At 63.7% G+C, this 16,539-nt stretch carries 15 protein-coding genes; 11 read left to right on the top strand and 4 right to left on the bottom strand.

What is annotated here, in order from left to right:
• The first annotated feature begins 63 nt into the window (after positions 1-63).
• Genes RIN13_RS02690 through RIN13_RS02680 form a run of 3 tightly spaced genes read left to right on the top strand, consistent with a single transcriptional unit; the run spans position 64 to position 5,354 of the window.
• Positions 64-1,275 (top strand): DUF58 domain-containing protein, encoded by a 1,212-nt coding sequence (locus RIN13_RS02690; protein ID WP_309105787.1) that lies wholly within the window; start codon positions 64-66, stop codon positions 1,273-1,275.
• A complete protein-coding gene (locus RIN13_RS02685; protein WP_309105786.1) occupies positions 1,272-3,677 on the top strand; it encodes a transglutaminase-like domain-containing protein in 2,406 nt (801 codons plus the stop codon). Before RIN13_RS02690 ends, RIN13_RS02685 begins: the two co-directional genes overlap by 4 nt.
• 36 nt (positions 3,678-3,713) lie before the next feature.
• Positions 3,714-5,354: a protein kinase gene (locus tag RIN13_RS02680; RefSeq protein WP_309105785.1), complete on the top strand. Its 1,641-nt coding sequence runs from the start codon at positions 3,714-3,716 to the stop codon at positions 5,352-5,354.
• 17 nt (positions 5,355-5,371) lie between these two features.
• On the opposite strand, the gene RIN13_RS02675 is transcribed toward RIN13_RS02680, so the two are convergent.
• The gene (locus tag RIN13_RS02675) at positions 5,372-6,826 is read right to left on the bottom strand and encodes an MFS transporter (protein WP_309105784.1); all 1,455 of its coding nucleotides are present in this window, start codon (positions 6,824-6,826) and stop codon (positions 5,372-5,374) included.
• A gap of 85 nt (positions 6,827-6,911) precedes the next feature.
• On the opposite strand from RIN13_RS02675, the gene RIN13_RS02670 reads away from it, so the two are divergent.
• Positions 6,912-7,295 carry a MarR family transcriptional regulator gene (locus RIN13_RS02670; protein ID WP_309105783.1) on the top strand — a complete coding sequence of 128 codons (384 nt, stop codon included), beginning with the start codon at positions 6,912-6,914 and terminating at the stop codon, positions 7,293-7,295.
• 71 nt (positions 7,296-7,366) lie between these two features.
• On the opposite strand, the gene RIN13_RS02665 is transcribed toward RIN13_RS02670, so the two are convergent.
• Together RIN13_RS02665 and RIN13_RS02660 are read right to left on the bottom strand one after the other, a co-directional pair.
• Positions 7,367-7,576 carry a dodecin gene (locus RIN13_RS02665; RefSeq protein WP_309105782.1) on the bottom strand — a complete coding sequence of 70 codons (210 nt, stop codon included), beginning with the start codon at positions 7,574-7,576 and terminating at the stop codon, positions 7,367-7,369.
• Positions 7,577-7,660: 84 nt separating this feature from the next.
• Entirely contained in the window at positions 7,661-8,377 is a 717-nt protein-coding gene (locus RIN13_RS02660; protein WP_309105781.1) for a FadR/GntR family transcriptional regulator, read from the bottom strand.
• Positions 8,378-8,525: 148 nt separating this feature from the next.
• Between RIN13_RS02660 and RIN13_RS02655 the strand changes: the two genes are divergently transcribed.
• From RIN13_RS02655 to RIN13_RS02625, 7 genes are all read left to right on the top strand, one after another.
• Positions 8,526-10,025 carry a four-carbon acid sugar kinase family protein gene (locus tag RIN13_RS02655; RefSeq protein ID WP_309105780.1) on the top strand — a complete coding sequence of 500 codons (1,500 nt, stop codon included), beginning with the start codon at positions 8,526-8,528 and terminating at the stop codon, positions 10,023-10,025.
• A 45-nt stretch (positions 10,026-10,070) separates the two neighbouring features.
• The gene (locus RIN13_RS02650) at positions 10,071-10,970 is read left to right on the top strand and encodes an NAD(P)-dependent oxidoreductase (protein WP_309105779.1); all 900 of its coding nucleotides are present in this window, start codon (positions 10,071-10,073) and stop codon (positions 10,968-10,970) included.
• Between the two features lie 138 nt (positions 10,971-11,108).
• Positions 11,109-12,527, top strand: a complete 1,419-nt coding sequence (locus RIN13_RS02645; RefSeq protein WP_309105778.1) for a GntP family transporter — start codon at positions 11,109-11,111, stop codon at positions 12,525-12,527.
• On the top strand, positions 12,527-13,396 hold the full coding sequence (locus RIN13_RS02640; protein ID WP_309105777.1) for a class II fructose-bisphosphate aldolase: 870 nt from the start codon (positions 12,527-12,529) through the stop codon (positions 13,394-13,396). Before RIN13_RS02645 ends, RIN13_RS02640 begins: the two co-directional genes overlap by 1 nt.
• 73 nt (positions 13,397-13,469) lie before the next feature.
• Complete coding sequence (locus RIN13_RS02635; protein WP_309105776.1) at positions 13,470-13,862, top strand: DUF1304 domain-containing protein; 393 nt, start codon at positions 13,470-13,472, stop codon at positions 13,860-13,862.
• A gap of 116 nt (positions 13,863-13,978) precedes the next feature.
• Complete coding sequence (locus RIN13_RS02630; RefSeq protein WP_309105775.1) at positions 13,979-15,322, top strand: acyltransferase; 1,344 nt, start codon at positions 13,979-13,981, stop codon at positions 15,320-15,322.
• Positions 15,319-15,663 carry a GNAT family N-acetyltransferase gene (locus RIN13_RS02625; protein ID WP_309105774.1) on the top strand — a complete coding sequence of 115 codons (345 nt, stop codon included), beginning with the start codon at positions 15,319-15,321 and terminating at the stop codon, positions 15,661-15,663. Before RIN13_RS02630 ends, RIN13_RS02625 begins: the two co-directional genes overlap by 4 nt.
• 28 nt (positions 15,664-15,691) lie before the next feature.
• On the opposite strand, the gene RIN13_RS02620 is transcribed toward RIN13_RS02625, so the two are convergent.
• Entirely contained in the window at positions 15,692-16,429 is a 738-nt protein-coding gene (locus RIN13_RS02620; protein WP_309105773.1) for a GAF and ANTAR domain-containing protein, read from the bottom strand.
• Positions 16,430-16,539 lie beyond the last annotated feature (110 nt).

The raw sequence follows: 16,539 nt of genomic DNA, 5'->3' as shown, positions 1-16,539 counted from the left end.
CTGCTCCTGAGCAGCGGGCCCAACGACCAGGAACCTTCCCAGCCCGTCCGAAAGATGCGATTCATGCCGAACATCCCGTCCGCCGCAGCCGGCCTTGGCCGTACCCTCCTGGCTGCCCGGCCGCCGGCCTTTCAGCTGGTCACTGTGCTGGGCTGGCAGGTCCTGGCTGCAGGCCTGGGCTTCTGGCTCATCGGCGCCGTCCTCGGGTGGGAGGAAACGATCACCGCGGCCGCCGTTGCCTTCGTACTGCTGGTGATGGCGGCGGCGTTTGTGATCGGCAGCACGTCCTACGGAGTGGTCATGGACCTCGCCAAGACCAGGGTGGAGGTGGGGGAAATGGCTGTGGGCAGCATCTCCGTGTCCAACACCTCGGACCGCGCGCTGCTTCCGGCGTCGATCGAACTGCCGGTAGGCGCAGGCACGGCATCCTTCGCTGTGCCGCGACTCAAGCCGGACGATGTACACGAGGACCTCTTCACCATCCCCACAGCTGTCCGCTCCGTGATCACCGTTGGGCCGGTCCGGTCCGTCCGTGCCGACCCGTTGCGGCTGCTGAGCCGCCACGTCACCCTTACCGACGCAACGGACCTCTACGTCCATCCCCGTACGGTGTCCCTGTCAGGGTCAGCCGAGGGGCTCATCCGAGACCTTGAAGGCCTGCCAACCACCAACCTCTCCAACGCTGACGTGTCCTTCCACGCCCTGCGCGACTACGTTCCGGGCGATGACAGGCGCCACATCCACTGGAAAACCACGGCGCGCACAGGCAAGCTCATGGTCCGCCAGTTCGAGGAGACCAGGCGCTCCCATTTGGCCATGGCGCTCTCCACCAACCTCGACGAATATGTCTCAGAGGAAGACCTGGAACTGGCTATCTCGGCCGCCGCGTCCATCGGCAAGCAGGCCATCCGCGAGCAGCGCGAGGTGAGCATGCTTACCCAGGACGGCCGCCTCCGCACGGACACGGCCCGGATCCTGTTGGACGGCATGACCCGCCTCGCGGGGGAGAGCTCCCGGGTGACTGCCACCGACGTCGCGCGTCTCACCGGCGATGCCGTCCCCAACGCTTCCGTTATGTTCTTTGTGGTGGGTACGGCCGTGACATCCGCACAGCTACGGACGGCCGCGGCGTCAGCGCCTCCAGGCGTACGCTGCTTCGCCGTCCGCTGCCACACGGGCGCCGCCCTGGACCGCCGCGCCATCGGGGACCTGACGGTCCTGACACTCGGAGAGCTTACCGAGCTGCCCCGCTTGCTGGTCAAGGCAGTGGCATGACCGGGACCTCACGGCGGGCCCCGGGACGTGTACCCGCCGTCTGGCCGACCTACCTATGGGCGGATGCTGCGGCCCTCGGGGCCTTGCTGGCCGTGGGGGTGCTCGGTCTCCACTCCACTTTCGCCGGAGACTGGCACTTCCTGCTCGCTGGCCTCGGCGGCATTGCCGTGGGCCTGGTCCTCGCGGCCGTGGCCGCCCGGCACAGGCTGGGCGTGCTGCTCACCATGGCACTGGCCGTGCTCGCGTATCTGGTCTTCGGAAGCGCCCTGGCGGCTCCCGGCCAAGCGATCGCCGGCGTGCTGCCCTCACTGGAATCATTGCGGGTTATCCTGGCGGGCGTGGTGCTCAGCTGGAAGCAGCTCCTCACCAGCGCTGCTCCGGTGGGGGTGGGGAACGGACTGCTGGTGGTCCCTTTCCTGGGCGCCTATGTTGGTGCCCTCCTTGCCGGAACCATGGCCTGGCGGCTACGAAATCCTGCCTGGGCCGTCCTGCCCGCGGCGGCTTTGTTCTTGCTGGCCACGGCCATGGGCACTCACCAAACATCGTTCGCTGCGGTCCGCGGGATGCTGTTTGTGGCCATTGCAGTGGCCTGGCTGGCGTTTCGCCGGCACGCCACAGCCGCGCCCACCGCCGTCGTGCGTCACGAGGCCTCGCCCTCCTTGGCGTCTTCGGGAGTCCGGCTGCACCGCGGCCTCTCCGGGGTGTTGATCCTTGCCGTGGCCGGTGCCGTGGCGCTGGCAGCGTCTCCGGTGCTGAGCGCCTCCTCCACGCGCCTGATCCTGCGCGATGCTGTGGTTCCACCCTTGGACCTGCGCGACTACGCCAGCCCGTTGGCCACCTTCCGGGACTATGTGAAGAACCAGAAGGAGACAAAGCTCCTGGCGGTGACAGGACTCCCCGCAGGGGCGCGGATCCGGCTGGCCACGCTGGACTCCTACGACGGCGTGGTGTTCGACGTCTACGGCAGCGGCTCCAGCAACTTTTCTCCCATCAGCAATGCCGCGGCCATCGGGTCTGCACGGATCCAAAGCGCCGGGCCTGCCGCAAGCAGCACCGCCAACCAGGCCGGTACCACGCCGGTGCAGGTGACCGTGGAAGCCTACAAGGGGGTCTGGCTGCCCTCCAGCGGGAACCTTCAGAGTGTGGACTTCGGCGGCGCGAGGGCCAGTCAGCTGGACGACTCGTTGTTCTTCAACGCGGCAACGGACACTGCCATCACCACGGCCAGGCTCCAGGGCGGGGACACCTACCACCTGGGGGTAGCGTACCCATCGCTGCCCACGGACTCAGAACTGGCCCAGGCGGAGTTTGCCGCGGTGGTCCTTCCCCCGGTTGAAAGCGTTCCGCAGATAGTGGCGGCCAAGGCCAACGAGATTGTCGGCGACTCATCACTGCCCATCGAGCGGGTCCGCAAACTGGAGGCTGCCCTCTCCAAGCAGGGCGCGTTCAGCCATGGACTGGACGGCGAGGTGCGGAGCATGTCCGGGCACGGCGCCCAGCGCATTGCATCAATGCTCAATGCCAAGCAGATGGTGGGCGATGACGAACAGTACGCCGTGGCCATGGCACTCATGGCCCGCGAACTGGGCATTCCAGCGCGCGTGGTCATGGGCTTCTACCCGGACCCGAAAGAACCGCAGCAATCCGGCACTGTTGAGATCACCGGGAACGACGTGCACGCGTGGGTCGAGGTGGCCTTCGCAGGAGCGGGCTGGGTGCCTTTCAACCCGACGCCTTCCGAGGACAACGTGCCCATCCCACCCGACCCGGAACCCCGGTCCAAGCCACAACCTCAGGTCCTGCAGCCGCCCCCGCCGCCCCAGCCTCCTGTGGAACTGCCGCCCGACTCCGCCCCTGATGCCCAGGATGCCGAGCAGAACGAGCAGGGCTTCTGGGGCTTCCTGGGGCCCATCCTCCTGGCGATTGGCCTTGGCCTGATCCCCGTGGCCGTCCTTCTCCTTCCGTTGCTGCTCATCGCCTGGCTAAAGTTGCGGCGCCGGAAGCGCCGGGCATCGGGCGGATCGGCAGCAGACCGCATCAGCGGCGGCTGGAGCGAGATCATGAGCACGGCTACAGATCTGGGCACAAGAGTTCCTGCTGGTGCCACTCGCCGTGAAAACGCCGCCAACCTCGCCGAAGCGTTCCCGGCCACCAGTTCCACCACAATGCTGCTGGCGCACCGGGCCGACAAAGCGATCTTCGCCGCAGGGGACCCCACCGACGAGGACATTCGGGCGTTTTGGACGGACGTGGACTCTTCCCTGCAGCAGATGACCGGCTCCGTGGGTTTCTGGCAGCGGCAGCGGGCGAAGTTCTCATTACGGTCCCTGGCCGAGGGCGGGGTGCGTTCACAACTGCGCGCGCTGTTGGCCTCACTGTGGCATTCCGGGAGGGACACCTGACTTGGCTGATACGCGATTACTGCTGGAGGAATTGACATGAGTGCAAAACGTGGGCTGGCTGCGCCTCCGGCCATCGAAGGCTACAAGTACGTCCAGCCCCTCGGCTCCGGCGGTTTCGCCGATGTGTACCTGTACGAACAGGACCGGCCGCGGCGCAGGGTTGCAGTCAAGGTTCTGACCTCGGACCTGAAGACCGAGGGCGCGCGCAGCCGGTTCGAGTCCGAGGCGAACCTGATGGCGCAGCTGTCAACGCACCCCTTCATCGTTACGATCTACGAAGCCAACGTCACAGCTTCCGGACATTCCTACCTGGCCATGGAGTATTGCTCCAAGCCGAATCTGGATGCCAGGCTACGGCGGCAACGCTTCAGCGTGGACGATGCATTGGCCGTGGGCATCCAGGTGGCTTCCGCCGTCGAAACCGCCCACCGGGCGGGCATCGTCCACCGGGACATCAAGCCGGCCAACATTTTGGTGACCGACTACAACCGGCCCGCGCTGACCGACTTTGGTATTTCGGGCACCACAGACTCGGCCGCTGAGGAGGAGGGCGGAATGTCCATCCCGTGGTCCCCGCCAGAGGCCTTCCGGGGCACGGATGCCGACGGCGTGATGGTGGACGTCTGGGCGCTGGGTGCCACGATCTATACTTTGCTTGCCGGCCACTCGCCGTTCGCGTTGCCCGGCGGCGTCAACTCGCCTCGCGAACTCATGTCTCGGATCGCCTCCAGACCACTACCCAACCTGGGCCGGATCGACGTCCCGCAGTCGCTGCAACTTGTGTTGGCTACGGCCATGGCCAAGCAGCCCGAGTCCAGGTATCCCTCAGCCCACGCGCTTGCCCTGGCGCTGCAGCGTGTCCAGGCGGAGCTTAGCCTCTCTGTGACACGGTTTGAAGTGCTCGACGACGGCCACGACGCGGATCATCCCGGCGACAACGCCTCCGAAGATGCAACCCGGATACGCGGCGTGGTTTCCATCGACCCGCGCCCCAATGGACCAACGGGTTCCACGATGCCAGAATCCACGCTGCCAGGATCCGGCCAGGACACGACCGTTGCCCGCGGGGCCCAGGTGACTTCGGCCGTCCCGCTGTCCCCGGCGTCGCTGCCGGCTGCCCCGTCTCCCGGGGCTGCGACTGCCGCCCGGATCGGATGGGACCGCCCGGCGCCAATGACGCCGTTGCCGGTGGAGGACACACAACTCCGCCCGGCTGAGCCCGATTCGGTGCCCGAAGCTGCTGTTGAGCCGGACTCCCGGGGTGGTCGCAAGTGGCTGCTACTGGCAGCCGGGGGAGTGCTTGCGGCTGCCGCTGTGACAGCTGTGCTGCTGGTCAACGGCGTCGGCACCACACCCAGTGCACCACAGAGCACCCCCGGGCTGGACGGACCGCTGGATGCCGTTGGCCCGGGTAGCGTGGTCCCGGCACCCTCCAAGCTGGCCGGAACAAAGACAGGCGGCAGCGTCACTTTCACGTGGGAAAACCCGGCCCCGGCAGAAGGGGATGTGTATATGTGGCGCCCTGTTTCTGTTATGGAGTCGGGCGAGTACACCACCTCCAGCCAAGCCCAAGCCGTGCTGGCCGCCAGCCCGGACGCCCAAACCTGCGTAGAAGTGGTGATCCGTCGCAGCAACGGCCAGGGAACGCCGGAACCTGCTAAGGCCTGCGTGCCCTGACCGTTGAGCGGCCTGACTCAACCGACGGGCGCCAGCACCTTTGAGCGCCGCGCCGGTGCTGCAGCGACTGCAAGGGCGGCAATGGCAACAACACCACTGAGGATCAGGCCGGGGCGGTACTGCGCGAGCATCTCAGCAGCAGTGGCGTCCCGGCCGCTCCCGTGCCCGCTGATGACGGCGGTGGTGACGGCGAGTACCAGCGCTGCACCAACCTGGGTGCTGGTCTGAATGAGGCCGGCCGCCAGCCCCTGCTCCGAGTTGCGGATACCTGCCGTCGCCTGGACGTTGATGGAGGGGAATGCCAGGGCAAAGCCGACACCAAGCAGAAGGATGGAAGGAAGGATGTCTACTGCGTAGTTCGGCGTAGTTCCGACCCGCAGGAACAGGATGTAACCCAGAGTCAGGGCAGCCAGGCCAACCACAATCAGCCGGGGGGCACCGAACCTGTCAATGAATTTGTCAGCAAACGGCGCCGTGGCGACCACCAGGAGTCCGGCAGGCAGGAGTGCCAGTGCCATGCTTAGCGGGCTCCAGCCGAGGACCGACTGCAGGAACAGGGTCACGATGAACTGGAAGCTGAGGTAGGAGCCAAAGAGGCCTACAGCGCTGAGGTTGGCACGAGCCACCCATCCTTCCTTCAAAATGCTGAAGCGGATAAGAGGATGGGCAACTCTCTTTTCGATCACTGCGAAGGCTGTCAGTATCGCGGCGGAAATTGCGAACCCGGCGATAGTTGCCACAGATCCCCATCCCCGCTCCGGTGCCGATACCAAGGTGTACACGAGGCCCAGCATGCCCAAAGCCAGGGTCACCGCGCCCCAAATATCGTGGCCACTGTCCTGTTCCTGATCTGCCGGGTTGTCCTTCGGGATGAATTTGAGGCCCAAAAGAACGACGGCGATAGCGACCGGTACCGAGACCAGGAACGTCCAGCGCCAGCTCATGGTGGTCATAAGTCCGCCGACCACCAAGCCCAGTGAGAATCCGCTGGCGCCGAACGTGGAGAAGATGGACAGGGCGCGGTTACGCTCCCGCCCTTCCGCGAAGTTGGTGGTGATGATGGAAAAACCTGTAGGTGCTGTGAAGGCCGCAGCCAGTCCCTTGATGAAGCGGGTAGCGATCAGGAGCGTGGGATCATCCACAAGTCCGCCCAGCAGGGATGCCGCGGCGAAGACTGTGAGGGCAATGAGGAAGATACGACGGCGGCCCAGCAGGTCGGCCAGCCGGCCGCCCAGGAGCAGGAGACTTCCGTAACCCAGTACATACGCCGAGACGATCCACTGCAGGGAGTCGGTGCCGAGGTTGAGTTCCTGGCCAATTGAGGGCAATGCGACGCCCACCATGGAGACGTCAAGGCCGTCGAGGGCCAGCACCGTGCAGAGAACCAAAAGCAGCATCCATTGTGCACGGTTCCAGCGGACAGGGCCGGGCCGTTCTCCGGCGGATCTTTCAAGAGTGGAAAGTGAAGTCATAACCGTCAATCTATATGACGTGTCATCTAATGACAAGGAATATTATGACGTGGACATTATTTGCCGGATCTACTAGGATGAGGCCATGGAAATGGCACAGGATCGTGAGCTGGTGGAGCAATGGCGCGACATTCAGAGCGCCTACTTCCGCACGGCCGGAGCCATCGACCGCGAGCTTGAGGCGAAGTTCAACATCGGGCTCAATGAGTTCGAGATCCTGGATCTTGTGGCCGACAACGCTGATGCCTGCCGTATGAAGCAGCTGGGGCAACGCACTCCCATGACCCAAAGCGCGTTGTCTAAAGTAGTTGACCGCCTGCAGAAAGCGGGCCTGATAAGCCGGCAATCCTGCGAGGATGACAGGCGGTCACTGTTCCTCGAACTTACTGACGCCGGCCGCGCCTTGCATGCGGATGCCGCCGTCGCTCACCGGACCCTGCTCCAGGAGAACCTGAGCCAGCCCAGTTAACGAAGCAGCCCCCGCAGTTTGTGAAGTGCTCCGCGGGGGCTGGATTATGGCCGGCGAATACCGGCAGTTGCCTAGCGCTCCAAGCGGAATCCGAGCTTGATGGTCACTTGCCAATCGGCAACAGCGCCGTTTTCGAGGTGGCCCCTGATTTCTTTGACCTCAAACCAGTCCATGTTGCGCAATGTCTTGGCAGCCTCGGCGAGGCCGTTGCGGACGGCATCATCGACGCCTTCAGTGGATGTTCCGACAATTTCAGAAATGCTATAGGTGTGGTTAGGCAACGTAGCTCCTCGTGATCCTCGTCGATGCCCGGGCCGGCCGGGCCGTCTCTGCAGAGTATCGGACAGAGGCGAGTCCAGCTAGGCCTAGGCCGGGGTTGCCTGGGCCTCAAGGACGTACGTTTTCAGATCGTTGAGGGTTTGCTCCATGTGGGCATCCATCGCGTCCCGGGACTGCATGGGGTCGCGGGTCTCAAGGGCATTGGCGATGTTCTGATGGTGGTCGATTGCGTGGGCCTGGATCTCAGGTACACGCGACGTCTGCGTCCGTCTCTTTTGGAGCACGCGGTGCAGGGGTTCAAAAAGCACGGCCACAAAGACGTTTTCCGAGGCTTGAAGAATCAGGTCGTGGAAGGCCAGATCGGCTTCCACGAAGGCTGCGACGTCGTTAATCTTGTGGGCGGCGCGCATGGCGGCAACATGGCGGTGAAGGGTTTGGACATCGATATCGCTGATACGCACTGCCGCCAGTTCACAGGCCCCGGATTCGAGCATCCGGCGAAGTTCGATCAGTTGGACGGCGGCTGCAGCATCATCCACGCCTTCTGATGCAGCTCGCAACACAGCCTCCAGGGAGGACCAGCGGCTCAAGGGGTTCACGAACGTTCCCCTCCCGCGTTCCACACTGAGGATCCGTTGGGCTTCCAGGGTCTTCATGGCTTCGCGTACCGTCATCCGGCTCACTTCATGCTTCGCGCTGAGCTCGAGTTCGCCGGGCACGCTGGTGCCTGGCGGGAACTCGCCGGCGATAATCCGGTCCAGAAGCTCGTCTGCCACCATCTCGACGAGTGATTTCCGTGCCATCGTTGCCCCCTTGCGGCCTTTCCCAACGTAGTGGTCAAGCCTACTTGCGTATTTTATGTGCCTTATGCCACACTATCAGCAGATGCAAGATGTCTGACATCTTACAAATGTCCCAACAGTAGCGACTACTCACACAATGGAGTGCAAAGTGCCCTTTGAAGCAGATGTACTGGCCGCCTACCCGGCAGAGGTGCAGATTCCCGCTCAGCTGGTTGCCGAAGCTGTGGCGGCTTCCGCTGCTGTCACTCTGCAGGTGCTGGTAGTGCTCGACGACGATCCAACAGGCACGCAGTCTGTCTCGGACCTTCCCGTACTGACGCGGTGGGATGCCCCTGATTTCACCTGGGCTTTCGCTCAGGGCAAGCCCGCGGTCTACGTCCTCACCAACACCCGCAGTCTGGACCCTGCCGAGGCTGCTGCCCGGAACCAAGAGATCGTCAGCAATGCCCTCCTCGCAGCGGATAAGAGCGAATTCCCCCTCCGCGTGGGCTTTGTCAGCCGCGGAGATTCCACCCTGCGCGGACATTTCCCCCTGGAACCCGACACCATCGCCGCTACGCTCGCAGCTGTCAGCGGCGAGGTTACCGACGGCGTCGTGATCGTTCCGGCTTTCCCGGATGCAGGCCGCGTGACCATTGGCGGAGTGCACTACATGCGCGGCACCGGTACCGAAGCAGGGCAGCTGACCCCTGTTTCAGAGACCGAGTTTGCCAAGGACGCCAGCTTTGGATTCGCCAACTCCGAGCTCGCTGAGTACGTGGCCGAGAAATCGCAGGGCCGCTATCCGGCCAGCTCCGTCATTGTCCTGGACCTGAACATCATCAGAGCCGCCGGTCCCGACGGTGATCCCCAGGTTTCCGCGAAAGCCATCGCCGACGCGATCGCGCCGGCCAGCGGATTGACGCCCATCGTGGCGGATATCGTGACTGAAAATGACCTCCGCGCGCTGGCCTTGGGACTGGAAGAGGCCGAACGCCGCGGCAAGAAGCTCCTCTACCGGGTTGGCCCGCCCTTTGTGCGTGCCCGGATCGGGCAGGAGATCCGCAGCGAACTCAGCGGTGAGGAAGCGTACGCCGGCAACAGCCCATCCCTTGCCGGCGGACTGATTGTGGTCGGCTCGCACGTCGGCGTCACCACCCGCCAGCTCAAAGTCCTCACCGACCAGCACAGTTCGGCAAAGATCGTGGAAGTCGACGTCGAAAGGCTCCTTGGGGACGAAGCCGGAGCATATCTTGACGCCACTGTCGGCGACGTTGTGGGGGCACTCCGCCAGGGCGACGTCATTGTCCACACGAGCCGCCTGCTCATCAAGGCGGACGACGCCGCCGACAGCCTGAGGATCGCGCGGACCGTTTCCGCCGCGGTCGTCGCTCTCGTGAACCGAACCCTCAAAACTTTTCCGCCGCGCTTCGTGATCGCCAAGGGTGGCATCACCTCCTCGGACGTCGCCGCCCACGGGCTGGAAATCCGACATGCAATGGTGCGCGGCCCTATGCTCCCGGGCATCGTCAGCCTCTGGGAACCGGTGGACGGACCTGCCAAGGGCATCCCGTACATCGTGTTCGCCGGCAACGTAGGCGATGACCAGTCCCTGGCCCAGGTCACCCGCAAACTCAGTAACACCATTCAATCCCCACCTGCCCCCTGACCGCTGCACCTCAGTCCGAGATAACTAGATTCAACGGAGAACACCATGAGCGACCATTACACCGTCACCGTCCTTGGCCTCGGAGCCATGGGCCTGCCAATGGCCACCCGCCTCGCATCGGAACTGACCGTCCACGGCTTCGACATCGCGGAGGCGCGCCTGCAGCTCGCTGCCGAGGCCGGAGTCCACACCTTCGCAACGGCCAAGGAAGCTGCACAGGAAACCGATGCCCTGCTGCTCGCCGTCCGCAACGGCGAACAGCTCAATGACGTTCTCTTCGGCGAGAACGGCGTGGCCTCCGTGCTGAAGCCGGGCGCCGTCGTGATCCTGACCAGCACCGTCGGCACTGAAGCCATTCCTGCAACTGTCGAACGGCTTGCCGAATTCGGCGTGGCGCTGGTAGACGCGCCCCTCTCCGGCGGCCCCAAGCGTGCCGGCGAGGGCGATCTGCTGATCGTAGTGGGCGCCGACCCCGCAGCCTACGAAGCTGCCCGCCCGGTCCTGGAACTCCTCGCCTCAACCTTGACTGTTGTCGGTGACAAGCCAGGTGACGGCCAGGCCCTCAAGACCGTCAACCAGCTGCTCTGCGGAGTGCACATCGCAGCCGCCGCCGAGGCCATGGCTCTGGCCGATGCCCTTGGCCTGGACCAGGCCAAGACCCTGGCGGCACTCGAGGCCGGGGCAGCGGGCTCCTTTATGCTTTCCAACCGCGGCCCCCGCATCCTTGAGGCCTACACCGAGGAAGGTGCCGAAGTGCTCAGCCGCCTGGACATTTTCGTCAAGGACATGGGCATCGTGGGCAAGGCCACCCGCGCCGCTGGACTCGCAGCTCCCGTCGCCGCCGCTGCAGAACAGCTGTACCTCCTGGGCCAGGCCCAAGGCCTCGCCGCCGCGGATGATTCTGCCGTCATCAAAGTTGTCGCGCCCACCAAGCGCACTGTCTAGGTCCAAGACCCAAAGGTCCTGACCCCCTAAGATCCGGCGAGGGCGGTCCCCCTCCGCCGTCGCTGTTTACCCATCAGCACGTCCCCGTATCCCCACCGCCAGTCTGGAAGTAGGCTGGCTTGTCAAAGGAGACACACCATGAGCGCACTCGCTCTCCTGGCCATAGCAGTAGCAGGCGTTGTCCTGCTGCTCGTGGCCGTGATCAAGTTCAAGATCCCAGCCTTCCTGGCGTTGCTGGTAGTCAGCGTCGCTGTGGCGCTGGTAGCCGGAATCCCGCTGCAGGACATCGTCAAGACGGTCACGGAAGGCATGGGCGGAACACTCGGATCCGTCGCGATCCTGGTAGGCCTCGGCGCAATGCTGGGCAAGATGATCGAAATTTCAGGCGGTGCACAGGCCCTGGCCGGCAAGTTCACCTCCCTGCTTGGTCCACGCCGAGTGATTGCTGCGCTCACTGCGGCAGCTTTCCTGCTGGCAATACCGGTCTTCTTCGACGTGGGATTCATCATCCTGATCCCCATCATCTACGGCTTCTCCAAGGCAGCCGGCGTCAACCCGGTCAAGATCGGCCTCCCCGTGGGCGCCATCATGTTGGCCATCCACGTTGTTGTCCCGCCGCATCCGGGGGTAGTGGGCGGTGCCGGAATCCTCAAGGCCGACATCGGTTGGGTCACCATCATCGGTTTGTTGATCTGCATCCCCGTCGGTGTCTTGGGCTACTTCGTTGCCCGCAAACTGAACCGGCGCGAATTCACGATGCTGCCGGCCACCGCCGAGCAGTTCCGCCTCTTCGGTTCCGGCAAATCCGAGGTGGAACAGGATGCAGCAGGTGGCGGCTCCAATGTTGCGACGAAGACACAGGTCAAAGCACCTCCGAGCCCTGCCATGATCATCACCTTGATCGTCCTCCCCATCCTCATGATCATGGTGGGCACGGTAGGGGCAGTTATCCTGCCCAAGGACAGCTTCGCGTCAAGCCTTGTCGCCTTTATCGGCGCCCCGCTTATCGCTCTGCTGACGGCCTTGGGCATGGCCTACTATTTCCTGGGCATCCGCCGCGGTTGGTCTTCACAGCACACCGGTGAAGTCATGGACTCAGCCTTGGCCCCCACCGCTATCGTTATCCTCGTCACCGGCGCCGGAGGCGTCTTCGGTAAGGTCCTGACTGTCTCCGGCATCGGCAAGGCACTCGCCGAAGGGCTGCAGACAGCCGGTCTTCCGGTAATCCTGATGGCCTTCATCCTGGCTGCCATCCTTCGCGCTTCCCAGGGCTCAGCCACGGTTGCGATCATCACGACATCGGGACTACTGGCAGCCTCGGTCGCCGACGGCGGATTCTCACCGTTGCAGACCGCGCTGATTCTCCTTGCCATCGGCTTTGGAGCCTTCGGCCTGAGCCATGTGAACGACTCAGGCTTCTGGATTGTCACCCGATACCTCGGGTTGTCGGTGGCCGACGGACTCAGGACCTGGACAGTGCTCACCACCATTCTTGGGCTCGCAGGCTTCGTCCTCACTTACCTGGTATGGATCCTGGTGGGAGGTCTTAGCGTCTGATGCGCACTCGACTCGATCACCTGGTTGTTTCAGCGTTGCAGAAGGGCGCAGCAATTCCCGCTTTCACCTGCTACGACTTCACCACGGCGCTGGCAGTGGTGGCCGCGGCCGAGGAGGCAGGACACGGAACCATTCTGCTGGTGGCACCCAGGACCGCTGCCACAACGGACGGCCTTCGGCTGATCTCGGCCCTGAGAGGTGTTGCTGACTCAGCTGCGGTACCGGTGGCTGTCCAGCTGGACCACGCCCAGGACATCCAGGTGATCGTCGACGCCGTCAAGGCAGGGGCGGATTCCGTCCTTGTGGACGGTTCAGCACTTCCATACGAGGACAATATCGCGCTGGTCCGGGAGGTCCGGGCGGTCCTGAATGCCCAGGGCCGGGCCGAGGTCGTCATCGAAGCAGAACTTGGCGGACTCGCCGGGGACGAGGACAGGGCGTTTGGAGTCGAAGACTCACCCGCCGCAAACACGATGGCCGGGCTCACAGACTCCGCTCAGGTGGAGGACTTCGTGGCCCGCACGGGAGCCCAACTCCTGGCTGTCGCCGTCGGGAACGTCCATGGAAAGTACATCGGCGAACCGGAACTGCGCTGGGATGTGCTGCAGGACATTGCCGTACGCACCCACTTACCGCTCGTGCTGCACGGCGCGTCAGGCATTCCCGCTGAGGAACTGGTGAAGGCTTCTGCCATGAAGGTGGGCAAGGTGAACTTCAACACGGAACTCCGCACGGGGGTGCTTGCAACGCTGGAAGCCAATACCAGTGATTATCGGGCGGACGGAGAGAACCTCCAAGGCCTGCTTAGGCTTTGGAACCAGTCTGCCAAGCACTTCGCGGCCGGAACGCTGGCGACGCTGACGCGTTGAGATCCGCCTCGCCGGCAGACTTGGAAATCAAAAGCGGACAATCAAATAGGTGAGGGAGGCTAGGATCAGCTAAATGATCCTGGCCTCCCTTATCTTCGCGACCCTTGCAGCCCTCCTCCATGTCTACATCTTCACCATGGAATCCCTCACGTGGACCCAGCCGGCAACGTGGAAGCGCTTCAGCATCACCTCCCAGGCTGACGCCGACACCACCAGGTCTCTCGCCTACAACCAAGGCTTCTACAATCTCTTCCTGGCGATCGGTGCATTCGCAGGCATCGCAGCCGTTGCCCTCGGCCAGCCCGTTGTGGGCTGGACCCTGATTTTCAGCAGTTGCGGGTCCATGCTGCTGGCCGCCATCGTGCTGGCCCTGAGCGGGCGAAAGTACCTCCGCGCGGCCACAACACAGGGCGTCACCCCGTTCCTCGCCGTCGTGCTGGGAATCCTGGCCCTGCTGACGGCCTGAGACGGGCAATGCGGGGCTGGCTGCGCTGGGCGCGGCGCTGCTGGTCCTTAACCCGCCCCGGGCGGAGAATGAGAGTAAGCAGTCGGGTTCTGAACCCGTGTTCATAGGGGAGAGCAATGGGCCTTCCAGACGGGAAGCCGCAGGCCGAGGATCCGGGGGACACGCCGCCACGTGACCTGGTGATCGATCTTGCCCGCTTCTTCTGCCTGCTACTGGTGGTGGTAAGCCACACCATGATGGTTAGCCCGGTCCTTCATCCCGACGGCACCGTGACCTCGGAAAACACGTTGGGAAACCAGGACTGGTTCGAACCCGTCATCTGGATCTTTATGGTCATGCCGCTCTTTTTCGTGGCCGGTGGCATCACCGGGCTCCAGTCCTGGCGCAGGCTGCGTAATCGCGGCGGAACCGGCGTCGAATTCGCCCAGGCGCGGCTGCTGCGTCTCATCCGCCCTGCTGCGGCCCTCCTGGCCGTGATGTTCACGGGCCTTTGGGCCGCCCTGCTGCTCGGCGTGCATTCACAGGTGATCCAGCTTCTTGCCACAGGGGCAGGCATGCCACTGTGGTTCCTGGCTGCCTACCTCGCCGCGCAGTTGAGCATTCCCGTCCTGGCCAGGCTGCATGAGCGCTCACCATGGCTCACGCTCGGCGGCCTGGCCACGCTGGTGGTGACCGTCGATTGCTTCCGCGGGGTCCTGCCGCCCCTGGCCTACGCCAACATGGTGTTCCTCTGGTGCGCGGTGCAGCAATTGGGATTCGTCATTGCCGACGGCCACGTCAGCAAGCTGAGCCGTTCCAGGCTGGTGGCCGTCATTGGCCTGAGCAACCTTCTCCTTGCTGTTCTGGCCGGGTTGGGCCTCTACTCGGGGAACATGCTCGTGAACCTGAACCCGCCGAACCTGACCTTGCTGTTGCTGGGAATTTCTCAGGCGGCGACTCTTGAACTCTTCCGGTCAGGGCTCAATTCGGTGGCTTCCGCAGCTTGGGTGCAGAAGGTCCTGGCTGTTGCCGGCCGGCGTTCCATGACCGTCTACCTGTGGCACCTGCCCGTTCTTGCCGCCATGTCGGGGTTGTGGCTTTTGACGGATTTCCCCAAACCGCCAGGCGGAACGGCTGAGTGGTGGTGGTCCCGTTCAGTGGTGCTCTTGGGGTTGATCACGCTTCTGCTTCCGGTACTGGCGGTTTTTGGGCGGTTGGAGGATCGTCCGACGGCGTCCGTCCACGCCCGTCGTCGGCCCGCCGCGGCGGTGGTGACCGCCGCCGTCGTCGTCTTCATCCCTGTGACTGATGCTGCGTTCAACGGCCTTACTTTGGGACTTCTTGGTGGGGGAGCGGCCTGTTTTATCCTGGCCGCGCTCCTGCTTGGCCGTGTTCCCGCCCGGGTGCCGGAAGAGAAGGGGACCGGCCGCTCGGAACCGGCATTGCCACCGCCGCCATTTAGTGCCAATGTCGAACCATGACGGAGAACATGGTATCCACCGAGGACACGTTCAGCCCGGACGTTTCAACCCTTCGCAACGACGCCCTGCACCGGTATGAGCTGCGGGTGGGCGGCAAACTCGCGGTTCAGACCCGCTTCATCGACCGCCCCGGCCACATCGACTTCATCCAGACAGAAACAGCCGAGGAGTTTAAAGGAAAAGGACACTCCAAGGTACTGGCTCACTTCGCCCTGGATGACGTCCTGGCCTCCGGAAAACGGATCATTCCACACGACCCCTTCATCGCCGGCTACCTACGCAAACACGAGGCCTACGAACTTTTCATCGACTGGCCCGAGACGCCCGCTGGTACCGGGTAATCCGCTTCTTGCCCAGGCCATGTGTTGCCTAGGGCGTGAAATGCGTTGACGGCGCGGAGGCTGCAACGCTCTTCACCAGGTCCTCGGCAACCAGACGAAGCTTCTTGTTCCGCCCGCTCGATGCCTTTGCCAGGATTCTCAGCGCCTCCTCCTGCGTACAGCGGTTCTGCGCCATGATGATCCCTGCGGCGAGGTCGATGGCTGTCCGCGACTCCATGGCCGCGCGCAGATCATCAGCCAGCTGCTGCCGGACTCCGATCCGCACAGCGAGTCTCAGCGATTTTTCGGCGTGACGGGCAAAGGTTTCAGCAAGGCCGATGGCCGTGGCGTCGAAGGCATTGGGCACAGGAGCAAAAACATTGAGAGCCGCAGCAGCGCCCTCGTCCAGCGCCAACGGGACTCCAAGTACGCTGAACTGGCCAATTGTTGAGATGGCGGATCCGTACTCAGGCCAGCGCATGTCAGTCCGTGTGTCACTTACCAGCACCGTGGTCCCGGTATTCATCGCGTGAAGGCAGGGGCCTTCGCCGAAATTATGCTGGATCTCGTCGCAGGCGCGGGAGGCCTCGCTGCTCCAGCCCGCTGTGGAGGTCCGGTGCCGCCTCTGCAGGGTGATGGCGCAAGTGACGTCCAGACCCATTGACTCGGAGAGGGAGGCGGCCGACAATTCACACAGTTCCGCGAGGAAGCTGCTCACGTCCGGGCTGTCGATCACGAGGTCCTGAAGACGTTCCGCCACTGAGGTGTCGATTGCCATGTCGTCCATTAGCCAATCTTAGTTCCACTGGCTGAAGTGCTCCGTAAGAATCCGGCCCTGACTTGTGACCCGCAATGCAAGCCTCATAGGGTGTAAGGGAGTTATGCAGTTGGCTCTTG

This window comes from Arthrobacter sp. (assembly GCF_031179985.1).
In the GTDB taxonomy this organism is placed as follows: domain Bacteria; phylum Actinomycetota; class Actinomycetes; order Actinomycetales; family Micrococcaceae; genus Arthrobacter.
The sequence above is the reverse complement of the archived record's forward strand: the minus strand, read 5'-3'. Positions and strand labels throughout refer to the sequence as shown.

Coding starts and splice junctions, on each gene's coding strand:
- RIN13_RS02690 (WP_309105787.1), top strand. CDS start 64: ATGCCGAACATCCCGTCCGCCGCAGCCGGCCTTGGCCGTACCCTCCTG.
- RIN13_RS02685 (WP_309105786.1), top strand. CDS start 1,272: ATGACCGGGACCTCACGGCGGGCCCCGGGACGTGTACCCGCCGTCTGG.
- RIN13_RS02680 (WP_309105785.1), top strand. CDS start 3,714: ATGAGTGCAAAACGTGGGCTGGCTGCGCCTCCGGCCATCGAAGGCTAC.
- RIN13_RS02675 (WP_309105784.1), bottom strand. CDS start 6,826: ATGACTTCACTTTCCACTCTTGAAAGATCCGCCGGAGAACGGCCCGGC.
- RIN13_RS02670 (WP_309105783.1), top strand. CDS start 6,912: ATGGAAATGGCACAGGATCGTGAGCTGGTGGAGCAATGGCGCGACATT.
- RIN13_RS02660 (WP_309105781.1), bottom strand. CDS start 8,377: ATGGCACGGAAATCACTCGTCGAGATGGTGGCAGACGAGCTTCTGGAC.
- RIN13_RS02650 (WP_309105779.1), top strand. CDS start 10,071: ATGAGCGACCATTACACCGTCACCGTCCTTGGCCTCGGAGCCATGGGC.
- RIN13_RS02645 (WP_309105778.1), top strand. CDS start 11,109: ATGAGCGCACTCGCTCTCCTGGCCATAGCAGTAGCAGGCGTTGTCCTG.
- RIN13_RS02640 (WP_309105777.1), top strand. CDS start 12,527: ATGCGCACTCGACTCGATCACCTGGTTGTTTCAGCGTTGCAGAAGGGC.
- RIN13_RS02635 (WP_309105776.1), top strand. CDS start 13,470: ATGATCCTGGCCTCCCTTATCTTCGCGACCCTTGCAGCCCTCCTCCAT.
- RIN13_RS02630 (WP_309105775.1), top strand. CDS start 13,979: ATGGGCCTTCCAGACGGGAAGCCGCAGGCCGAGGATCCGGGGGACACG.
- RIN13_RS02625 (WP_309105774.1), top strand. CDS start 15,319: ATGACGGAGAACATGGTATCCACCGAGGACACGTTCAGCCCGGACGTT.
- RIN13_RS02620 (WP_309105773.1), bottom strand. CDS start 16,429: ATGGACGACATGGCAATCGACACCTCAGTGGCGGAACGTCTTCAGGAC.